Source organism: Streptomyces sp. SJL17-4 (genome assembly GCF_036826855.1).
Classification (GTDB): Bacteria; Actinomycetota; Actinomycetes; order Streptomycetales; family Streptomycetaceae; genus Streptomyces.
Map to the genome: position 1 here is coordinate 6,006,210 of NZ_CP104578.1, position 13,689 is coordinate 6,019,898.

The following is a 13,689-nucleotide window of genomic DNA, read 5'->3' on the forward strand; positions in this document are numbered from 1 at the left end:
AGGCATGTGCCGCAGCATCAAGACGCTCCGACCGCCCGCGCTGCCCGAGGAGGCGACCGAGGACGACATCCGCGCCGCCGCCCTGCAGTACGTCCGCAAGGTCTCCGGGTTCCGCGCCCCCGCCGCCCACAACCGCGAGGTCTTCGAGCGGGCCGTGGACGACATCGCCGACGCGACCGCGAGACTTCTCGACGGCCTGGAGGTACGGGGTGCCCACCCCGCCGTCAGGAGGCAGGCGCGGGAGCCGCAGCCGGACGCCGTATGAGGTAGGCGGCGAGCCCGCCCGCCAGGAAGAGCGCGAGGGTCGACACCCCCGCGCTGAACCAGGTCGCGCCCAGCCACTGCCCGCCCAGCCAGCCGAGCCCCACGCTGTACGAGGCCCAGGTCACGCCCGCCAGGGCCGACCACGGCAGGAACTCCTCCACGCGCCGCTTCGCCGCGCCCGCGCCCAGTGAGACCACCGAGCGGCCCGCCGGTGCGAAGCGCGCGAGGACGACGAGCAGCCCGCCGCCCCGTGCCAGCGCGGTGCCGAGACGTTCCTGCGCCAGGGACAGGCGCCGGGACCGGGCGATCGTCCGGTCGAGCCTGGCGCCGCCCCGTAGCGCCAGCCGGTACGCCAGGAAATCGCCGAGCACCGAGGCCGTGGCCGCGCAGAGGAGCAGGGGGAGGAGAGACGGTACGTCGGGGGTGGCCGCGGTGGCCGACGCCGCCGCCGTGGCCGCGGTGATCACCAGGAAGCCGCTCGGCAGCACGGGCAGGAAGACGTCGAGCAGGATCGACGTCGCCACCACCGCGTAGATCCATGGACCGGCGGTGAGCGACCGCAGCGAGCCAAGGCTGTCGAGCAGATTCACAGGGGCAGAGCCTACGCGGGGGCGGTGGCCGCCCGCCGGGTGGGTGCCGGGCTCCGCCGGACCCGCGCGAACGTGTGCGACTTTGCGGGAATGTGCCCGAGGTGAGGGGCCGGGGCCGGGCCAGGGGGATGCGGAAAGGGCCGGAACGCAGTGCTGCGTGGTCCGGCCCTTTCCTGTATGCGGCCGAGGCTGCTCAGGCCGTGGCCGGGGTGGCCTGCTCCTCGCGGTCCTCGCGCTCCGCGCTCGTCCGGTGCGCCGTGGAGCCCGCGCCGACCCGGCCGCGGAAGAGGCTGTCGAGCGCCAGCGCGCCCGGCCCGGTGAACACGAGCAGCACGAAGGCCCAGCAGAACAGCGCCGAGGTCTCGCCGCCGTTCTGCAGCGGGAAGAGTGCCTCCGGCTGGTGGACCTTGAAGTACGCGTACGCCATCGAGCCCGAGGCGAGGAACGCGGCGCTCCGGGTGCCCAGGCCGAGCAGGACCAGGCCGCCCGCGCCGAGCTGGATCACGGCGGCGTACCAGCCCGGCCAGGTGCCGGCCGGGATCGTCCCGCCGCCCATCGCGCCACCGAGGACGCCGAAGAGCGAGGCGGCGCCGTGACAGGCGAAGAGCAGGCCGACGACAATGCGGAAGAGGCCCAGCGCGTACGGCTGCGACTGGTCGAGGCGGCCCGAGAGGGTGCTCACACCGCCGGGTCGATTCTTCGCGTTGCCCTGGTCGGGGCTGTTCGGGCTGTTCGGGCCGTTCGGACTGTTCAGGGTGTTCGGGGTGGCCATGGGGGGACTCCTTCGGCCTGGCCCCGTCCGTGGGGTGGACGGGGAGTGGGGGACGGAAACCGATGAGGCCGTCAGGTTAGGCACCCCTCACTAGTACTTGCAAGTTCAACATTAGGCCACCGGGAAGTGTGTGGTGAGGTTCACTTCCCGGTGGCCGTTGTTGACGCTGAGTCAGTAGGGGGGTTCTCAGCAGCCGTTGAGCACGGACTGGAGGGCGCTCTTCTCGGCGGAGTCGACGCTGAGGTTCCAGTGGTACTTCACGTGTACCCACGCGCGGGCGTACGTGCAGCGGTAGGACGTGCGCGAGGGCAGCCACTCCGCCGGGTCCAGGTCGCCCTTGGACTGGTTGACGTTGTCGGTGACGGCTATGAGCTGGGGCCGGGTCAGGTCGTTCGCGAAGGCCTGGCGCTGCGCGGTGGTCCACGCGTTCGCGCCCGAGCGCCAGGCCTCGGACAGGGCGACGACGTGGTCGATGTCGAGGTCGGAGGCCACGGTCCAGGTGGCGCCGTCGTATTCGGAGTACCAGCTGCCGCTGACCGAGGCGCAGCTGGAGTCCGTGACGACGTTCACGCCGTCGCGCTTGAGGACGGTCTCGCGGGTGTTGCAGGCGCCGGACTGGGTGATCCAGTGCGGGAAGAGGTCCCGGCTGTAGCCGGTGGAGGAACCTTCCGCCTTCACGGTGAGGGCGGCCAGGTAGGTGCGGGCGGTGGCGGCGCTGACCGGGGTGGGCATGGCGGCCTGGGCGGCCGGCGCCGTGGCGAGGAGGCCGGTGACGGTGAGGGCGGCGGAGGTGGCGAACACGGCGAGTCGACGCGCGTAGACGTTGCCGACGGGCATGGGAACTCCCTTGAGGTGGGGGACCTTGGCGGGTGCCGTCCCCGTGGGTGCCGGGCGATGGCCCGGTCATCGTGGCGGCGCGAGGTTTCGGTGGGGGGTGCGCCAGGTAACAGAGTGGCGACATGAGCACGTCACATCAAGGGGTGTGACGTGTCCTGATGGAGCGCCAGGTTCCGCCCCGGATCACGGGAGTTGGGGCGGGGAGCGCGTCAGAGGTGGCGTGTCTGTGCGGGTATGCCGTGCATGCGCGGGTACGGCGATGTGGGGGTACGGCGAGACCCCGGGCCCTTTCGGCCCGGGGTCTCGTCCCGTCGTGGAGCTCGTGGAGTCCTGAAGCCCTACGGAAGCACGGTCAGCGTGATCGAACCGTCGGCCGCGGGCTCGACCCGCAGATGGGTGAGGTCGGCGATGTGCACGTCCGGTGCGAAGGCCGCCGCGCGCGGGCCGATGCCCACGATCCGCATGCCTGCCGCGCGGCCCGCCTGGATGCCGGCCTCGGAATCCTCGAAGACGATGCAGTCCGCCGGGGTGAAGCCCAGCTCGGCCGCGCCCTTCAGGAAGCCCTCGGGGTCCGGCTTGCTGGCCCCCACGCACTCGGCGGTGACCCGGGTCTCCGGCATCGGGAGCGCCGCGGCGCCCATCCGCGCCTGCGCGAGCGCCTCGTCCGCCGAGGTCACCAGGGCGTGCGGCAGCCCGGCGAGCGCGGCCATGAAGGCGGGGGCGCCGGGGACGGGCACGACCCCGTCGAGGTCGGCGGTCTCCTCGGCGAGCATGACCCGGTTGTCGGCGTGGTTCTCCTCCATCGGGCGGTCCGGGAGGAGGACGGCCATGGTCGCGTACCCCTGGCGTCCGTGGACCACCTCGAGTACGGCATCCCCGTCGAGGCCCTGCCGCTCCGCCCAGCGTCGCCAGCAGCGCTCGACGACGGCATCCGAGTTGACGAGGGTGCCGTCCATGTCGAGGAGGAGGGCGCGGGCGGTGAGCGTTGCCGGGGTGGTGGCAGGCATCAGGTCTCCAGAGGGGGTGTGCGGAGAACGAAGCGGTCCCGCCCACCGGTCAGGGTATGCGGGCGGGGCCACTTTGTTTTTCTACGATACAAAACCGGGGGGCGTCTTGGCCAACCGGTCCGCATGACGGGACCCGGGCGGGCTGCACGGGACCCAGGGTGGGCCGTCCGGGACCTGGGGTTGCCCGCCTGTCGGCCCGGGGTTGCCCGCCCGTCGGCCCGGGGCTGCCCGCCCGTCGGCCCGGGGCGCGGGCCGCCCGCGGCTCAGATGTCGGAGGTGTTCTGCTCCAGGATCCGGCGCGTTTCGGGGCCGTAGACGCCCTCCGGGTCCTCCGGGATGTGCTGCCACTCCTGGTAGCGGGCCACCGCGTCGCGGACCTCCTCGTCGTACCTCCCGTTGATACGGCCGTCGTACACCCACACGGCGGTCAGCCGCCGCTGGAGTTCCCGCACCTCTTGACCGGAGGCGCCCAGGCTCAGGGTCGTGACCTCCTCCCCGCCCTCCTCCGGCGACCCGGCCGGGGGCGTCGGCGTGGTCGGCGACGTCGTTGTCGGCGCGGTGGCCGGCGTCGACGAGGACGCAGGCGGGGGTGCCGCCGCGCCAGTCGTGGTCACGGAGGCGCTCGGCGACGCGGTCGTGGGGGTCGGCGAGGCGGACGTGGCCGACGGGGACGCCGACGTCTCGCGCGGGGTCGGAGACGACGACGTCGGCTCCGGACTCTGCGACGACGAGGAGGGGGACGGTGCCTCGGACACCGCGAGGTTCAGGGACGCGCTCGTGGTCACGTCCGGTACGGCCGCCCGGTCGTCGGGCTCCTCCCCGCCTCCGAGCACGGCCGCCGCGAGGGCCGCGGTGCCCGCCACGGCGACGGCGGCCACCGCCGCGACCAGCGCGCCGCGCCGGCGCCCTCGTCCCCGCCCGTCTCCCCGTTGCCCGTGGCCCCGCCCGTGCCCGTGGCCGGGCGGCGGGGATATGTCACCGACGCCGCGCAGCAGGAGCGGCATGGTCTCGGAGGGCTCGCCCCCGGGGTGCGCACCGGCCGGAAAAGCCGCGGTGCCGTACGGCTCGTACCCCCCGTACCCGTCCCCGGCGGCGACACCCCCGTCCGGCCGGATCGCCGCCAGCGGCGCCGTAGGCGGGCCGTCCGCGTCCGGTTCGCGGGCGTCGGGGCCGCGCGAATCAGGGCCGTACGAGCCAGGGCCCCCCGACCCCGCACCCCCCGATCCTGCCTCAGGTCCCGACACGGCCCCCGCGCCGGACTCCGGCGCGTCCAGCGTCACGTACGGCCTGATCCGGAGCGGATCGAAGTCCTCGGCCGCCGCCAGTTCCGCCCGGGCGCAGGCGCAGCCAGGTCTCTGTACACCGCATTCAGGACAGACTTGTCCGGTCATGATGGGTCCCCTCCCCGAGACAACTGCTGGCGATTATGCAGCCCACCCCTTTCCGGCAGGCGAACAGCCGTGCCCTCCGCAGGCCATATCCGGGCATTCGCACCAGGATGGAGAGGCCGTCCCATGGGTCGCCCGGCGGGACGACCGACGCGACGCCCCGAGGAGACGCCCATGGCCCAGGAAGTCAGCCCCTCCGAGCTGGGCGGCGGCGCCCCGGCGCCCGGAGCGGGGCAGAGCCACCGCGCCGTCCTCGTCGCGATCGGCGCGCTGCTCCTCGGCATGCTGCTGGCCGCCCTCGACCAGACCATCGTCTCCACCGCGCTGCCGACCATCGTCAGCGAGCTCGGCGGCATGGAGCACCTGTCCTGGGTGGTCACCGCCTACATGCTGGCGTCCACGGCCGTGACCCCCCTCTGGGGCAAGCTCGGCGACCAGTACGGCCGCAAGAAGCTCTTCCAGGCCGCCATCGTCCTCTTCCTCATCGGCTCCGCGCTCTGCGGCATCGCCCAGAACATGCCTCAGCTCATCGCCTTCCGCGCGGTCCAGGGCCTCGGCGGCGGCGGTCTCATGGTCCTGTCGATGGCGATCGTCGGCGACCTCGTGTCGCCGCGGGAACGCGGCAAGTACCAGGGGCTCTTCGGCGCCGTCTTCGGCGCCACCAGCGTCCTCGGTCCGTTGCTCGGCGGAGTCTTCACCGAGCAGCTCTCCTGGCGCTGGGTCTTCTACATCAACCTGCCGATCGGCATCGTCGCCCTCTTCGTGATCGCCGCCGTGCTGCACATCCCGGTCCGCTCCACCCGGCACACCATCGACTACCTCGGCACCTTCCTCATCGCCTCGGTCGCGACCTGCCTGGTCCTCGTGGCCTCGCTCGGCGGCACCACCTGGGCATGGGGATCGCCGCAGATCATCGGACTCGCCGTCCTCGGAGCCGTACTCCTGGTGTGGTTCGTGTGCGTCGAGCGGCGGGCGGCCGAACCCGTGCTGCCGCTCAAGCTGTTCAGGATCCGGACGTTCAGCCTGGTCGCGGTCATCAGCTTCGTCGTCGGCTTCGCGATGTTCGGCGCGATGACCTATCTGCCGACCTTCCTCCAGGTCGTACAGGGCGTCACCCCGACCATGTCCGGCGTGCACATGCTGCCGATGGTCGCCGGCATGCTGATCACCTCGACGGCCTCCGGCCAGATCGTCTCCCGTACGGGCCGCTGGAAGGTCTTCCCGATCGCCGGCACCGCCGTCACCTGCCTCGGGCTGCTCCTGCTCAACGAGCTGACGGAGACCAGCTCCACCTGGGAGATGAGCGTCTACTTCTTCGTCTTCGGCGCCGGACTCGGCCTGGTCATGCAGGTCCTCGTCCTGGTCGTGCAGAACGCCGTCCCGTACGAGGACCTCGGCGTCGCCACCTCCGGAGCCACCTTCTTCCGCTCCATCGGGGCCTCCTTCGGCGTCGCCGTCTTCGGCACCATCTTCGCCAACCGGCTCACCCACAAACTCGACGACGTCTTCGCGGCGGCCGGACCGGAGGTCCCGCCCGGCATCGGCCCCGAGCAGGTCGCCGCCGACCCGCGCACCGTCGCCGAACTCCCGGCCGACCTGCGCCCCTCCGTCCTCCACGCGTACGCCACGTCCATCACCGACGTCTTCCTGTACGCGGCGCCCGTCGTCCTGGTCGCCTTCGTCGTCGCCTGGTTCCTCAAGGAGGACAAGCTGCGGGCCTCGGTCACCGCGCCCGACACCAGCCAGACACTCGCGTCCAACCCCGTCGAGCGCTCCTCGTACGACGAATGCGCCCGTGCCCTCTCCGTCCTCGGCTCCCGCGAGGGCCGCAGGGCGATCTACGAGAAGATCACCGCCCGCGCCGGGCTCGACCTGCTGCCCGCCGCGAGCTGGCTGCTGCTCCGTATCCGCCGCCACGGCACCGTCGAACCCGCCCGGCTCGCCGAGCACGTGCCCGTGCCGCTGCGGGTGATCACGGAGGCCTCCCGGCAGGTGGAGGAACGGCACCTGGTCACCCGGGAGGGGCTCCAGCTGGTGCTCACCGAGGAGGGCGTCCAGATCGCGACCCGGCTCGCCGCGGCCCGCGAGGAGTCGCTCGCCGAGCTGCTGGGTGACTGGTGGGGACCGGAACGGCCCACCGACCTGGTGAAACTCGTGGAGGAACTGACCGCCGAACTCAGCGGATCGGACGCGGAACGCCCCCACGACCCGGAGCCGCCCGGCGACCACCACGCCTGACTCAGCGGCCGCAAACCCGGTATGACCATCATTCAGAAACCCTCAGTACGCTGTCCCCTCCAAGATCGCATCACAGGGGGATCGCGCAGGATGAACAGCGAAGAGCCACGCCAGGGCTGGCCCGCACCTCCGGGCCACCCGCCGGCCGGTCCGCCGGCGAACGGTGGGCACGACGGGTACGGAGGCGGGTACGGCGGCGGCTACGGCACCCAGGCGCCGATCGTCGTGGCGCGTACGTCCTCGCACCGAGGTGCCTGGATCGGCGCGGGAGCCACACTGGTGGCCGCGGTCATCGGCGTCGTCGGTACGTACCTGGTGAGCAGCAACAAGAACGAGAACCCCGCGCCGCCCACGGCGCAGGCCCCGGCCACGGCCCCGGCCACTCCCTCCGGGGCGGAGACCCGGGGCGGCGACGACGCCCCCGCGGACGCCTCGCAGAGCCAGGAGTCCACCCCCGGCCCGGAGACCTCGGCGCCCCCGGCGACCGAGGCACCCTCGACCCCGCCCGCGAAGCCGGCCGGCACGGAAGAGTGGAAGGGAGCCCTGGTGATCACGTACACGGATGACAAGGACCTCGACTCGGTGCCGCCCGCGGAGTCCGAGATCGGCAGGGAGAACGACTTCTCCGTCTACCCGTTCGGCGGCCACATGCTGCGCCCCGAGTCGGGCGCCAAGGCCCTGGTGTGGAAGGACACGACGAACAGGACGCCCTCGTACGCGGACTGCGCGCGGGACATCGACACCCTGGGCACCGAGTCGGAGATGGAGCTGAAGACCGGCCTGGTCCTCTGCGCGAGCACGAACGACGGCCGCCTCGCCCGCCTGACCGTCAAGGAACTGGCCGGCCTCGCCTCCGACACGCGCGCCGTCTTCGACGTCGTCGTCTGGAGCCGCTGACCGGAATCCCCGTGGCCCCGGGCCGGATCGGCCCCGGGGTGGATCGGCCCCCGGGGCGGACCGGCCCCGGGGCGGATCGGTCAGAGGTCCTTGCCGTACCAGATGTCCATGTACGGGCCCGTGCAGTACGCCGGGATCTCCCCGTACCCGTGCCGGGTGTACAGGGCACGCGCCTCGACCAGGTCGAGGCGCGTGTTCAGGACCATCCGGCGGGCGCCGAGCTCGCGTGCCGTGTCCTCCAGGTCCCCCAGGAGCGTGCTCGCCCCGCCCAGGCCGCGGAAGGCGTGACGCAGGAAGACGCGGGTCAGTTCGGCGCGGTCCCCGTCGAGGAGGAGCACCCCGCCGCAGGCGGCGGGCTTGCCCTCGTACCGCCCGACCAGGAACTGCCCGGTCGGCGGGGTGAGCAGCTCGACCCCGTCGTTGGTCAGCCCCTCGTCGATCTCCGCCGCCGTCGCGGGCCGCTTCCAGTAGCGGCTCGCGACATCGCCGTAGTAGTCGCGGCGCAGGGCGGTGGCGTCCGGGGTGTCGACGCGTTCGGGGGAGAAGGTCCAGGTCATGCGCGCCATTGTGCGGCGCGCACGGCCCGGGGCGCAGCTCGGTTTCTCCGGGTGCGCGGCCGGAGGGTCAGCTCTTCGGCGACGCCTGCTGGACGACCTCGAAGGACCAGAGGGTGGAGCCGGACGCGGCAGGCTTGGGCCGCTCGCCACCCTCGGCACCGCCCGCGCCGCCGCCCCCGTGCGCGGCCTTCATGGAACCGTTCATCCAGGCCTGGAAGTCTTCCTCGCTGCGCCAGCGCGTGTACACCAGGTACTGGTCGGTGCCCTCGACGGGGCGCAGCAGCTCGAACCACTCGAAACCGTCGGACCCCTCGACGGCCCCGGCCCGGGAGGCGAACCGCTGCTCCAGAACCTCACGCTGCTCGGCCGGCACGGTCAGGACGTTGATCTTTACCACACTAGGCACATGACACCTCTCAGGAAGCACAGGCCGGGCGCTGCGCCGAGCCTTGATCACGTACGTGCAGTCTCGTACATCCGCCAGTCAAAGCGGCGTGAGGACGACTCGCAGGCGTCGCCCGTGGCGCAGCGCGAACGGTGCGCCTCGCTGATCGCGTCGAAGGGGTGGAGCGACGCGGGCCACTTCGAGGACGTGGGCAAGTCGGGATGGGATCCGAGCATCCACCGCCCCGGCTTCGAAGAGATGATGACGGCCGTCCGTGGCGGGCACGTGGACGCCGTGGTCGTCTTCTCGCTGTCCCGCCTGACCCGTCGTGGCGCGCTGGAAGCCATGCGGATCATCGAGGAACTGGAGACGCACGGCGTCCGGCTGGTGAGCGTCGAAGAGCCGTACCTAGACACGTCCACTCCGGTCGGGGTCGGCATCCTCGCCATCATCGCGGGTCTGGCGCAGCAGGAGTCCGACATGAAGTCGGCCTATGTCTCCGCCACGAAGGACACGCTTCGGCGGGCCGGTAGCCATGTCTCCGGCGTTGCCCCCTACGGCTTCACGGCGGAGAGGGCGACCAGCGGCAAGCTGTCCGTCGTACGACTCGTCCCGGACCCCGTGGAAGCCCCGCACGTCCGTGACATGGCCAAGTGGGCAACAGAGGGAGTCTCCGCCTCGCAGATCGCCAAGCGGCTCAATGAGGACGGCGTGCCGACGAAGGCGGAGTCCCTGGGAGAGTCGGGGGCCAAGCGCCTCGCCTCGCGCCGTGCGCGCGGAGTTTCGGAAGCGGTGGAGCGCCCCGCATGGGTGTCGTCGACAGTCCTGCGCATCCTGCGGGACCCGCGCCTTGCGGGGTACGCAATCGAGTGGCAGGGACGGGTACAGGCGACCAAGGACGCCGACGGCAACCCCGTCCCCGGCAAGACGGGGAAGCGCGTCATCCTGCGTGACGACGAAGGGCAGCCCGTCCAGTCGCACGAAGGGCTGATCCCCACGGATGAGTGGTGGAAGCTCCAGGACGTGCTGGACGGCCGGACGCAGGTGGTCGTACGTGCGGGCCGACGCGTCCCGACTCTGCTGGCCGGACACGGACTGCTGTTCTGCGACGTCTGTGGCTCCGTGATGGTGACCGACCGGCGGGCCGGGAAGCTCTACTACAAGTGCAACCGGGCCGGGGGAGTAGTCCCGGGCCACGGTGGTCTCGTCATTGGCCAGGATGCGGCGGACAGCGAGACGGCGGGGCGCGTGTGGGCCCGTCTCAAGGCGATGGACCCTGACGACTCGGAAGACCTCGAATGGCTGGCCGAGGCATCACGACGCTTCGCCCGCCAACAGGACACGTCCCAGCGAGACGCGGAACGCGCGGCGGTACGAGCTGAGTTGGAGCACGTACGGGAGTCCCGCCGCATCCTCCACGTGGACCGGCTGGCCGGCGTCTACGGTGACGAGACCGGTGCGCAGATGTTCAGGGAGTCCATGGCGCGGTTGGCTGCTCACGAGGAGCGGACCGCCGAACGGTTGGCGGAACTGGAGGCGACCGGCAACCGAAGCATCCGGATCCCCAACGAGTGGACGAGCGTGAACGGAGAACCCATCGGAGAGGGTTCGACATGGGCGGCATGGGACCTGGAGAAGAAGCGGGAGTTCCTGGCGCTCTTCATCGACTCCGTGAGGATCGCCAAGTCCGTCGGCAGGGGCCGGAACGCGAACACGAGGGACCGGGTGATCGTGCGATGGGCTGCGGCGCCTGATGCTGCGGGTGCCTGAGCCGCCTGAGAGGTCTACACGGTCCGCCGCTAGGAAAGCGGGTGGCGGGCCGTATGGCGTTCCTGAGCCTCGCCGGTTTACGGGTCGCCCCAGCCAAGCCCCGGTAGTCCCTGGCGGACCGCCGGGGCTTGGCTGTGTCCGTAGCGGGGCCGACCAGCGGGCGGAGCCATGACGGTATGACGATTCAGAGTCTTTTTCGTATGCACAAGAAAAAAATAAGGAGAAAACCAAACCGTCCGTCGAAACGCCATCCCGTCATGCTCCGCCCTCGGGAATCCGGTGGTCCCCACATCGCAGTGAGGGACCGAGCGGCACGGCTCGCGGCCGGACAGAAGTTAGTTGATCCAGACACTTTCACCAGAGTCCGAGACAGCCGTTTCACCGGGATGTACGTCAGCGTCGATCTCGCCCGTGCAGTCCCGGCCACTGAAGACGTAGGCGATGTCTCCTGTGTGGTTGATGATCGTCGCGGGAGTCTCAGCGGTGTTGTAGCACCCGCTCGGATCGATGTATCCGAACCCGTCGATGACAAGGACACCGCTCGTTCCGTGGGCCGAGCTCGGCACCATCAGGGCGAGGGTGGCTGCAACGGCGAGTACGCCGAGGGCCCGAATCCTGCGACTCATTATGAGCACCTTCCGATCGTCGCTCGGGGGGACGCAACTCCGGTCCCTCCCGCTGTAACGAACGAATGATCCAGAGGGAACGCACTCGACCCGCTGACACGCACGACTACCAGCCCAGCCCAATCGGCAGAGGCACACGGCCTAGACCCGTGGTGTTCCCGGTTCGAGTCCGGGGGCGGGCACGCAGAAACCGACGACCAGGCCGACGACATCGAGGGGGCGCCATGCGCTGTATCGACTGCACGGAGCCGGCGACCCATCGGGGCCGCTGCAAGATCCACCACGGGGCGTACGAGAACCGCCCGACCGTCCGCACACGGCGAGCACGGAGCCGACCACGAACGGCCCGGAACGATGCTGCTGCACGGCTCCGCCGGACTATCGAGCGGAAGGGGCACGCGTGGTGTGACTGGTGCCTGAATCACTTCCCCACGGCTGACGTGGACGTGGACCACGTGCGGCCCCTCTCGATGGGAGGGACCGACACGGACGGCAACGTTCAAGTGCTGTGCCGGGGGTGTCACCAGCTCAAGACGAGCACAGAGTTCGGGCGCGCCACATGATGCTGCTCCGGGCGATGGATGTCGCACCCGAGGCGGGCATTTCGCGTGGCGTTAGCCGCAGCCACCGCCGCACTGACAAGGTCCGCCGCTCTGGCAGCCGCAGCTACATCCCGGACCGCACTGACAGTCGGCGATCGGCCTGCAGATGTCCGGTGTCGTCAACTCCGTCTGAATCACCACGTTGCACTCCTTCTGTCAGGGGCCAGGAAACCGGTTCCGGGGACCTCGGTAGGCACTCCGGGGTCATGACAGGCCAACGACATCAACCCGTTCGCGTCACGCCTAGCCGAGCGGGGGCGCTACCGCTGTGCCCACCACGTCCCCGCTGCCCCGCCGGCGGTGGTGATCAGGGCGACGAGCCATCCGGGGACGCGCTGAACGGTCAGGTGCAGTCCGCCGAGACGGAGTTCGAAGCGTGGTGGCGGGTTGGTCTGGCCTTTGCTGATGGACACGATTCCTCCTGTAGGTCTTCCGCTAACTGACACCCGGTCGCAAGTGGCGCACCATGGCGCGCACCCTGGCGAAGCCTGGCGAATAGAGGAACAAACCTGGATATACCTGCCGAAATGAACTTGCTGGAGGTGATCCCCTGTGCCCCGACGATCCCGCCCCCCGTGTTCGGTACCCGGGTGCCCCCGAGCTGACTGCTCGTGGTGGCCGATGTGCCGAGCATCAGCGCGAGGCTGAGCGGCTGCGTGGTTCCTCGACTGAGCGGGGCTACAGCACGCGGTGGCAGCGCGTCCGACGCGCGTTCCTCTACCGGCATCCGTGGTGTCTGCTGTGCGGACGTACGGCCACGGTCGCGGACCACTTCCCCGAGTCGCGCCGCTCGCTGGTCGCACGTGGCGTGACCGATCCGGACGCGTTCTCTCGTCTGCGTCCGCTGTGCTCGACGTGTCACAACCGCGAGACCGCGAAGCATCAGCCCGGCGGATTCGCTGCGGAGCGCAGGTCTCACCGTGAGGCGACCGAGCGTCCGCCGTTCTGACCAGGGGGGAACTCCCCTCCCTCCCGCCAAAAGATCGGCAGGGAGGCAAAAAACTCGCATGGCTCATTTGAGCGTTTCTATGGAGAGTCATGTGCTGATCAATTAGCCACCTATGGAAGGACTTTCCTTGACTCTCACTCTTGCCGAATCGGCAAAGATACCCTTGACCAGCTTCAGCGCGGCGTCATCGAGACGTTTGTTCAGGAGTCGCCGATTCTCGACCGGCTTCCCCTTGTGCAGGTGGAGGGAAGCGCGTTCAAGTGCAACGAGGAGTCCTGCCTTCCCGGCGTGGCCCACGGTCATGACTTCTTCGATCTGCTCGACACCCTGACGAACCAGGTGCGGGGCACCAACGGCACGAACGGCGCGCTCTACATGAACGCCGCGCTGCGCGCCAAGATCGCATCCGGCTTCCGTCGCCTCGGTGGCAGTGAGCTGCTGAGCACGGACATCGGTGGAAAGCCCACGGTCATGTGGAACGGCATCCCGCTGCTGGACGCCGGCCAGCGTCTCGACGGTACGGACGTGCTGCCGCTGACGACCGGGACCGGCGGTGCGGAGACCGGTGACATCTACGCTGTTCGCTTCGGCGCTACCGAGGCGGACGCCGGTGTCTCCGGACTCACCAACGGTGGCGTTCAGGTCACCGACCTGGGCGAGTCCCACGACAAGCCGGTCTACCGAACCCGCATCGACTTCTACTGTGGCATCGCGCTCTTCGGCGGTAAGGCAGCCGCACGCCTCACCGGCGTACTGAACGGCTGATGCCGCCCTACGGCCCCTGTGTCTCTCTCCATGGTCGGAGAG

General features: G+C 70.4%; 15 protein-coding genes and 1 tRNA gene. 7 read left to right on the forward strand and 9 right to left on the reverse strand.

What is annotated here, in order from left to right:
• Positions 1 to 4: 4 nt before the first annotated feature.
• On the forward strand, positions 5 to 265 hold the full coding sequence (locus tag N5875_RS26925; protein ID WP_318210991.1) for a DUF2277 domain-containing protein: 261 nt from the start codon (positions 5 to 7) through the stop codon (positions 263 to 265).
• On the opposite strand, the gene N5875_RS26930 is transcribed toward N5875_RS26925, so the two are convergent.
• The 5 genes from N5875_RS26930 to N5875_RS26950 form a co-directional block, all read right to left on the reverse strand.
• Positions 225 to 848, reverse strand: a complete 624-nt coding sequence (locus tag N5875_RS26930; protein ID WP_338499272.1) for a VTT domain-containing protein — start codon at positions 846 to 848, stop codon at positions 225 to 227. The genes N5875_RS26925 and N5875_RS26930 overlap by 41 nt on opposite strands.
• Positions 849 to 1,047: 199 nt before the next feature.
• Entirely contained in the window at positions 1,048 to 1,626 is a 579-nt protein-coding gene (locus tag N5875_RS26935; protein WP_338496639.1) for a DoxX family protein, read from the reverse strand.
• Positions 1,627 to 1,812: 186 nt separating this feature from the next.
• Positions 1,813 to 2,463, reverse strand: coding sequence for an HNH endonuclease family protein (locus N5875_RS26940; RefSeq protein WP_318210989.1), 651 nt, complete (start codon positions 2,461 to 2,463; stop codon positions 1,813 to 1,815).
• A 338-nt stretch (positions 2,464 to 2,801) separates the two neighbouring features.
• The gene (locus N5875_RS26945) at positions 2,802 to 3,470 is read right to left on the reverse strand and encodes an HAD-IA family hydrolase (RefSeq protein WP_318210988.1); all 669 of its coding nucleotides are present in this window, start codon (positions 3,468 to 3,470) and stop codon (positions 2,802 to 2,804) included.
• A 263-nt stretch (positions 3,471 to 3,733) separates the two neighbouring features.
• On the reverse strand, positions 3,734 to 4,861 hold the full coding sequence (locus tag N5875_RS26950) for a peptidoglycan-binding domain-containing protein (RefSeq protein WP_338496642.1): 1,128 nt from the start codon (positions 4,859 to 4,861) through the stop codon (positions 3,734 to 3,736).
• A gap of 171 nt (positions 4,862 to 5,032) precedes the next feature.
• Here N5875_RS26950 and N5875_RS26955 point away from each other — a divergent pair, with 171 nt between their 5' ends.
• Both N5875_RS26955 and N5875_RS26960 read left to right on the forward strand, forming a co-directional pair.
• Complete coding sequence (locus tag N5875_RS26955; protein ID WP_338496643.1) at positions 5,033 to 7,096, forward strand: MFS transporter; 2,064 nt, start codon at positions 5,033 to 5,035, stop codon at positions 7,094 to 7,096.
• A gap of 90 nt (positions 7,097 to 7,186) precedes the next feature.
• On the forward strand, positions 7,187 to 7,993 hold the full coding sequence (locus tag N5875_RS26960) for a hypothetical protein (protein WP_338496644.1): 807 nt from the start codon (positions 7,187 to 7,189) through the stop codon (positions 7,991 to 7,993).
• A gap of 80 nt (positions 7,994 to 8,073) precedes the next feature.
• Here the strand turns inward: N5875_RS26960 and N5875_RS26965 are convergent, their stop codons facing one another.
• Positions 8,074 to 8,559 (reverse strand): GNAT family N-acetyltransferase, encoded by a 486-nt coding sequence (locus N5875_RS26965; RefSeq protein WP_338496646.1) that lies wholly within the window; start codon positions 8,557 to 8,559, stop codon positions 8,074 to 8,076.
• Positions 8,560 to 8,617: 58 nt separating this feature from the next.
• A complete protein-coding gene (locus N5875_RS26970; protein ID WP_338496648.1) occupies positions 8,618 to 8,956 on the reverse strand; it encodes an antibiotic biosynthesis monooxygenase in 339 nt (112 codons plus the stop codon).
• On the opposite strand from N5875_RS26970, the gene N5875_RS26975 reads away from it, so the two are divergent.
• Positions 8,957 to 10,705: a recombinase family protein gene (locus N5875_RS26975; RefSeq protein ID WP_338496651.1), complete on the forward strand. Its 1,749-nt coding sequence runs from the start codon at positions 8,957 to 8,959 to the stop codon at positions 10,703 to 10,705.
• 335 nt (positions 10,706 to 11,040) lie between these two features.
• On the opposite strand, the gene N5875_RS26980 is transcribed toward N5875_RS26975, so the two are convergent.
• Positions 11,041 to 11,331, reverse strand: a complete 291-nt coding sequence (locus N5875_RS26980) for a hypothetical protein (protein WP_338496653.1) — start codon at positions 11,329 to 11,331, stop codon at positions 11,041 to 11,043.
• 112 nt (positions 11,332 to 11,443) lie between these two features.
• Between N5875_RS26980 and N5875_RS26985 the strand changes: the two genes are divergently transcribed.
• A tRNA-Leu gene (locus tag N5875_RS26985) sits at positions 11,444 to 11,513 on the forward strand.
• 42 nt (positions 11,514 to 11,555) lie between these two features.
• On the forward strand, positions 11,556 to 11,894 hold the full coding sequence (locus N5875_RS26990; RefSeq protein ID WP_338496656.1) for an HNH endonuclease: 339 nt from the start codon (positions 11,556 to 11,558) through the stop codon (positions 11,892 to 11,894).
• A 299-nt stretch (positions 11,895 to 12,193) separates the two neighbouring features.
• Here the strand turns inward: N5875_RS26990 and N5875_RS26995 are convergent, their stop codons facing one another.
• Positions 12,194 to 12,346: a hypothetical protein gene (locus N5875_RS26995; RefSeq protein ID WP_338496659.1), complete on the reverse strand. Its 153-nt coding sequence runs from the start codon at positions 12,344 to 12,346 to the stop codon at positions 12,194 to 12,196.
• A gap of 776 nt (positions 12,347 to 13,122) precedes the next feature.
• On the opposite strand from N5875_RS26995, the gene N5875_RS27000 reads away from it, so the two are divergent.
• Entirely contained in the window at positions 13,123 to 13,647 is a 525-nt protein-coding gene (locus tag N5875_RS27000; protein ID WP_338496661.1) for a hypothetical protein, read from the forward strand.
• The last annotated feature ends 42 nt before the right edge of the window (positions 13,648 to 13,689 follow it).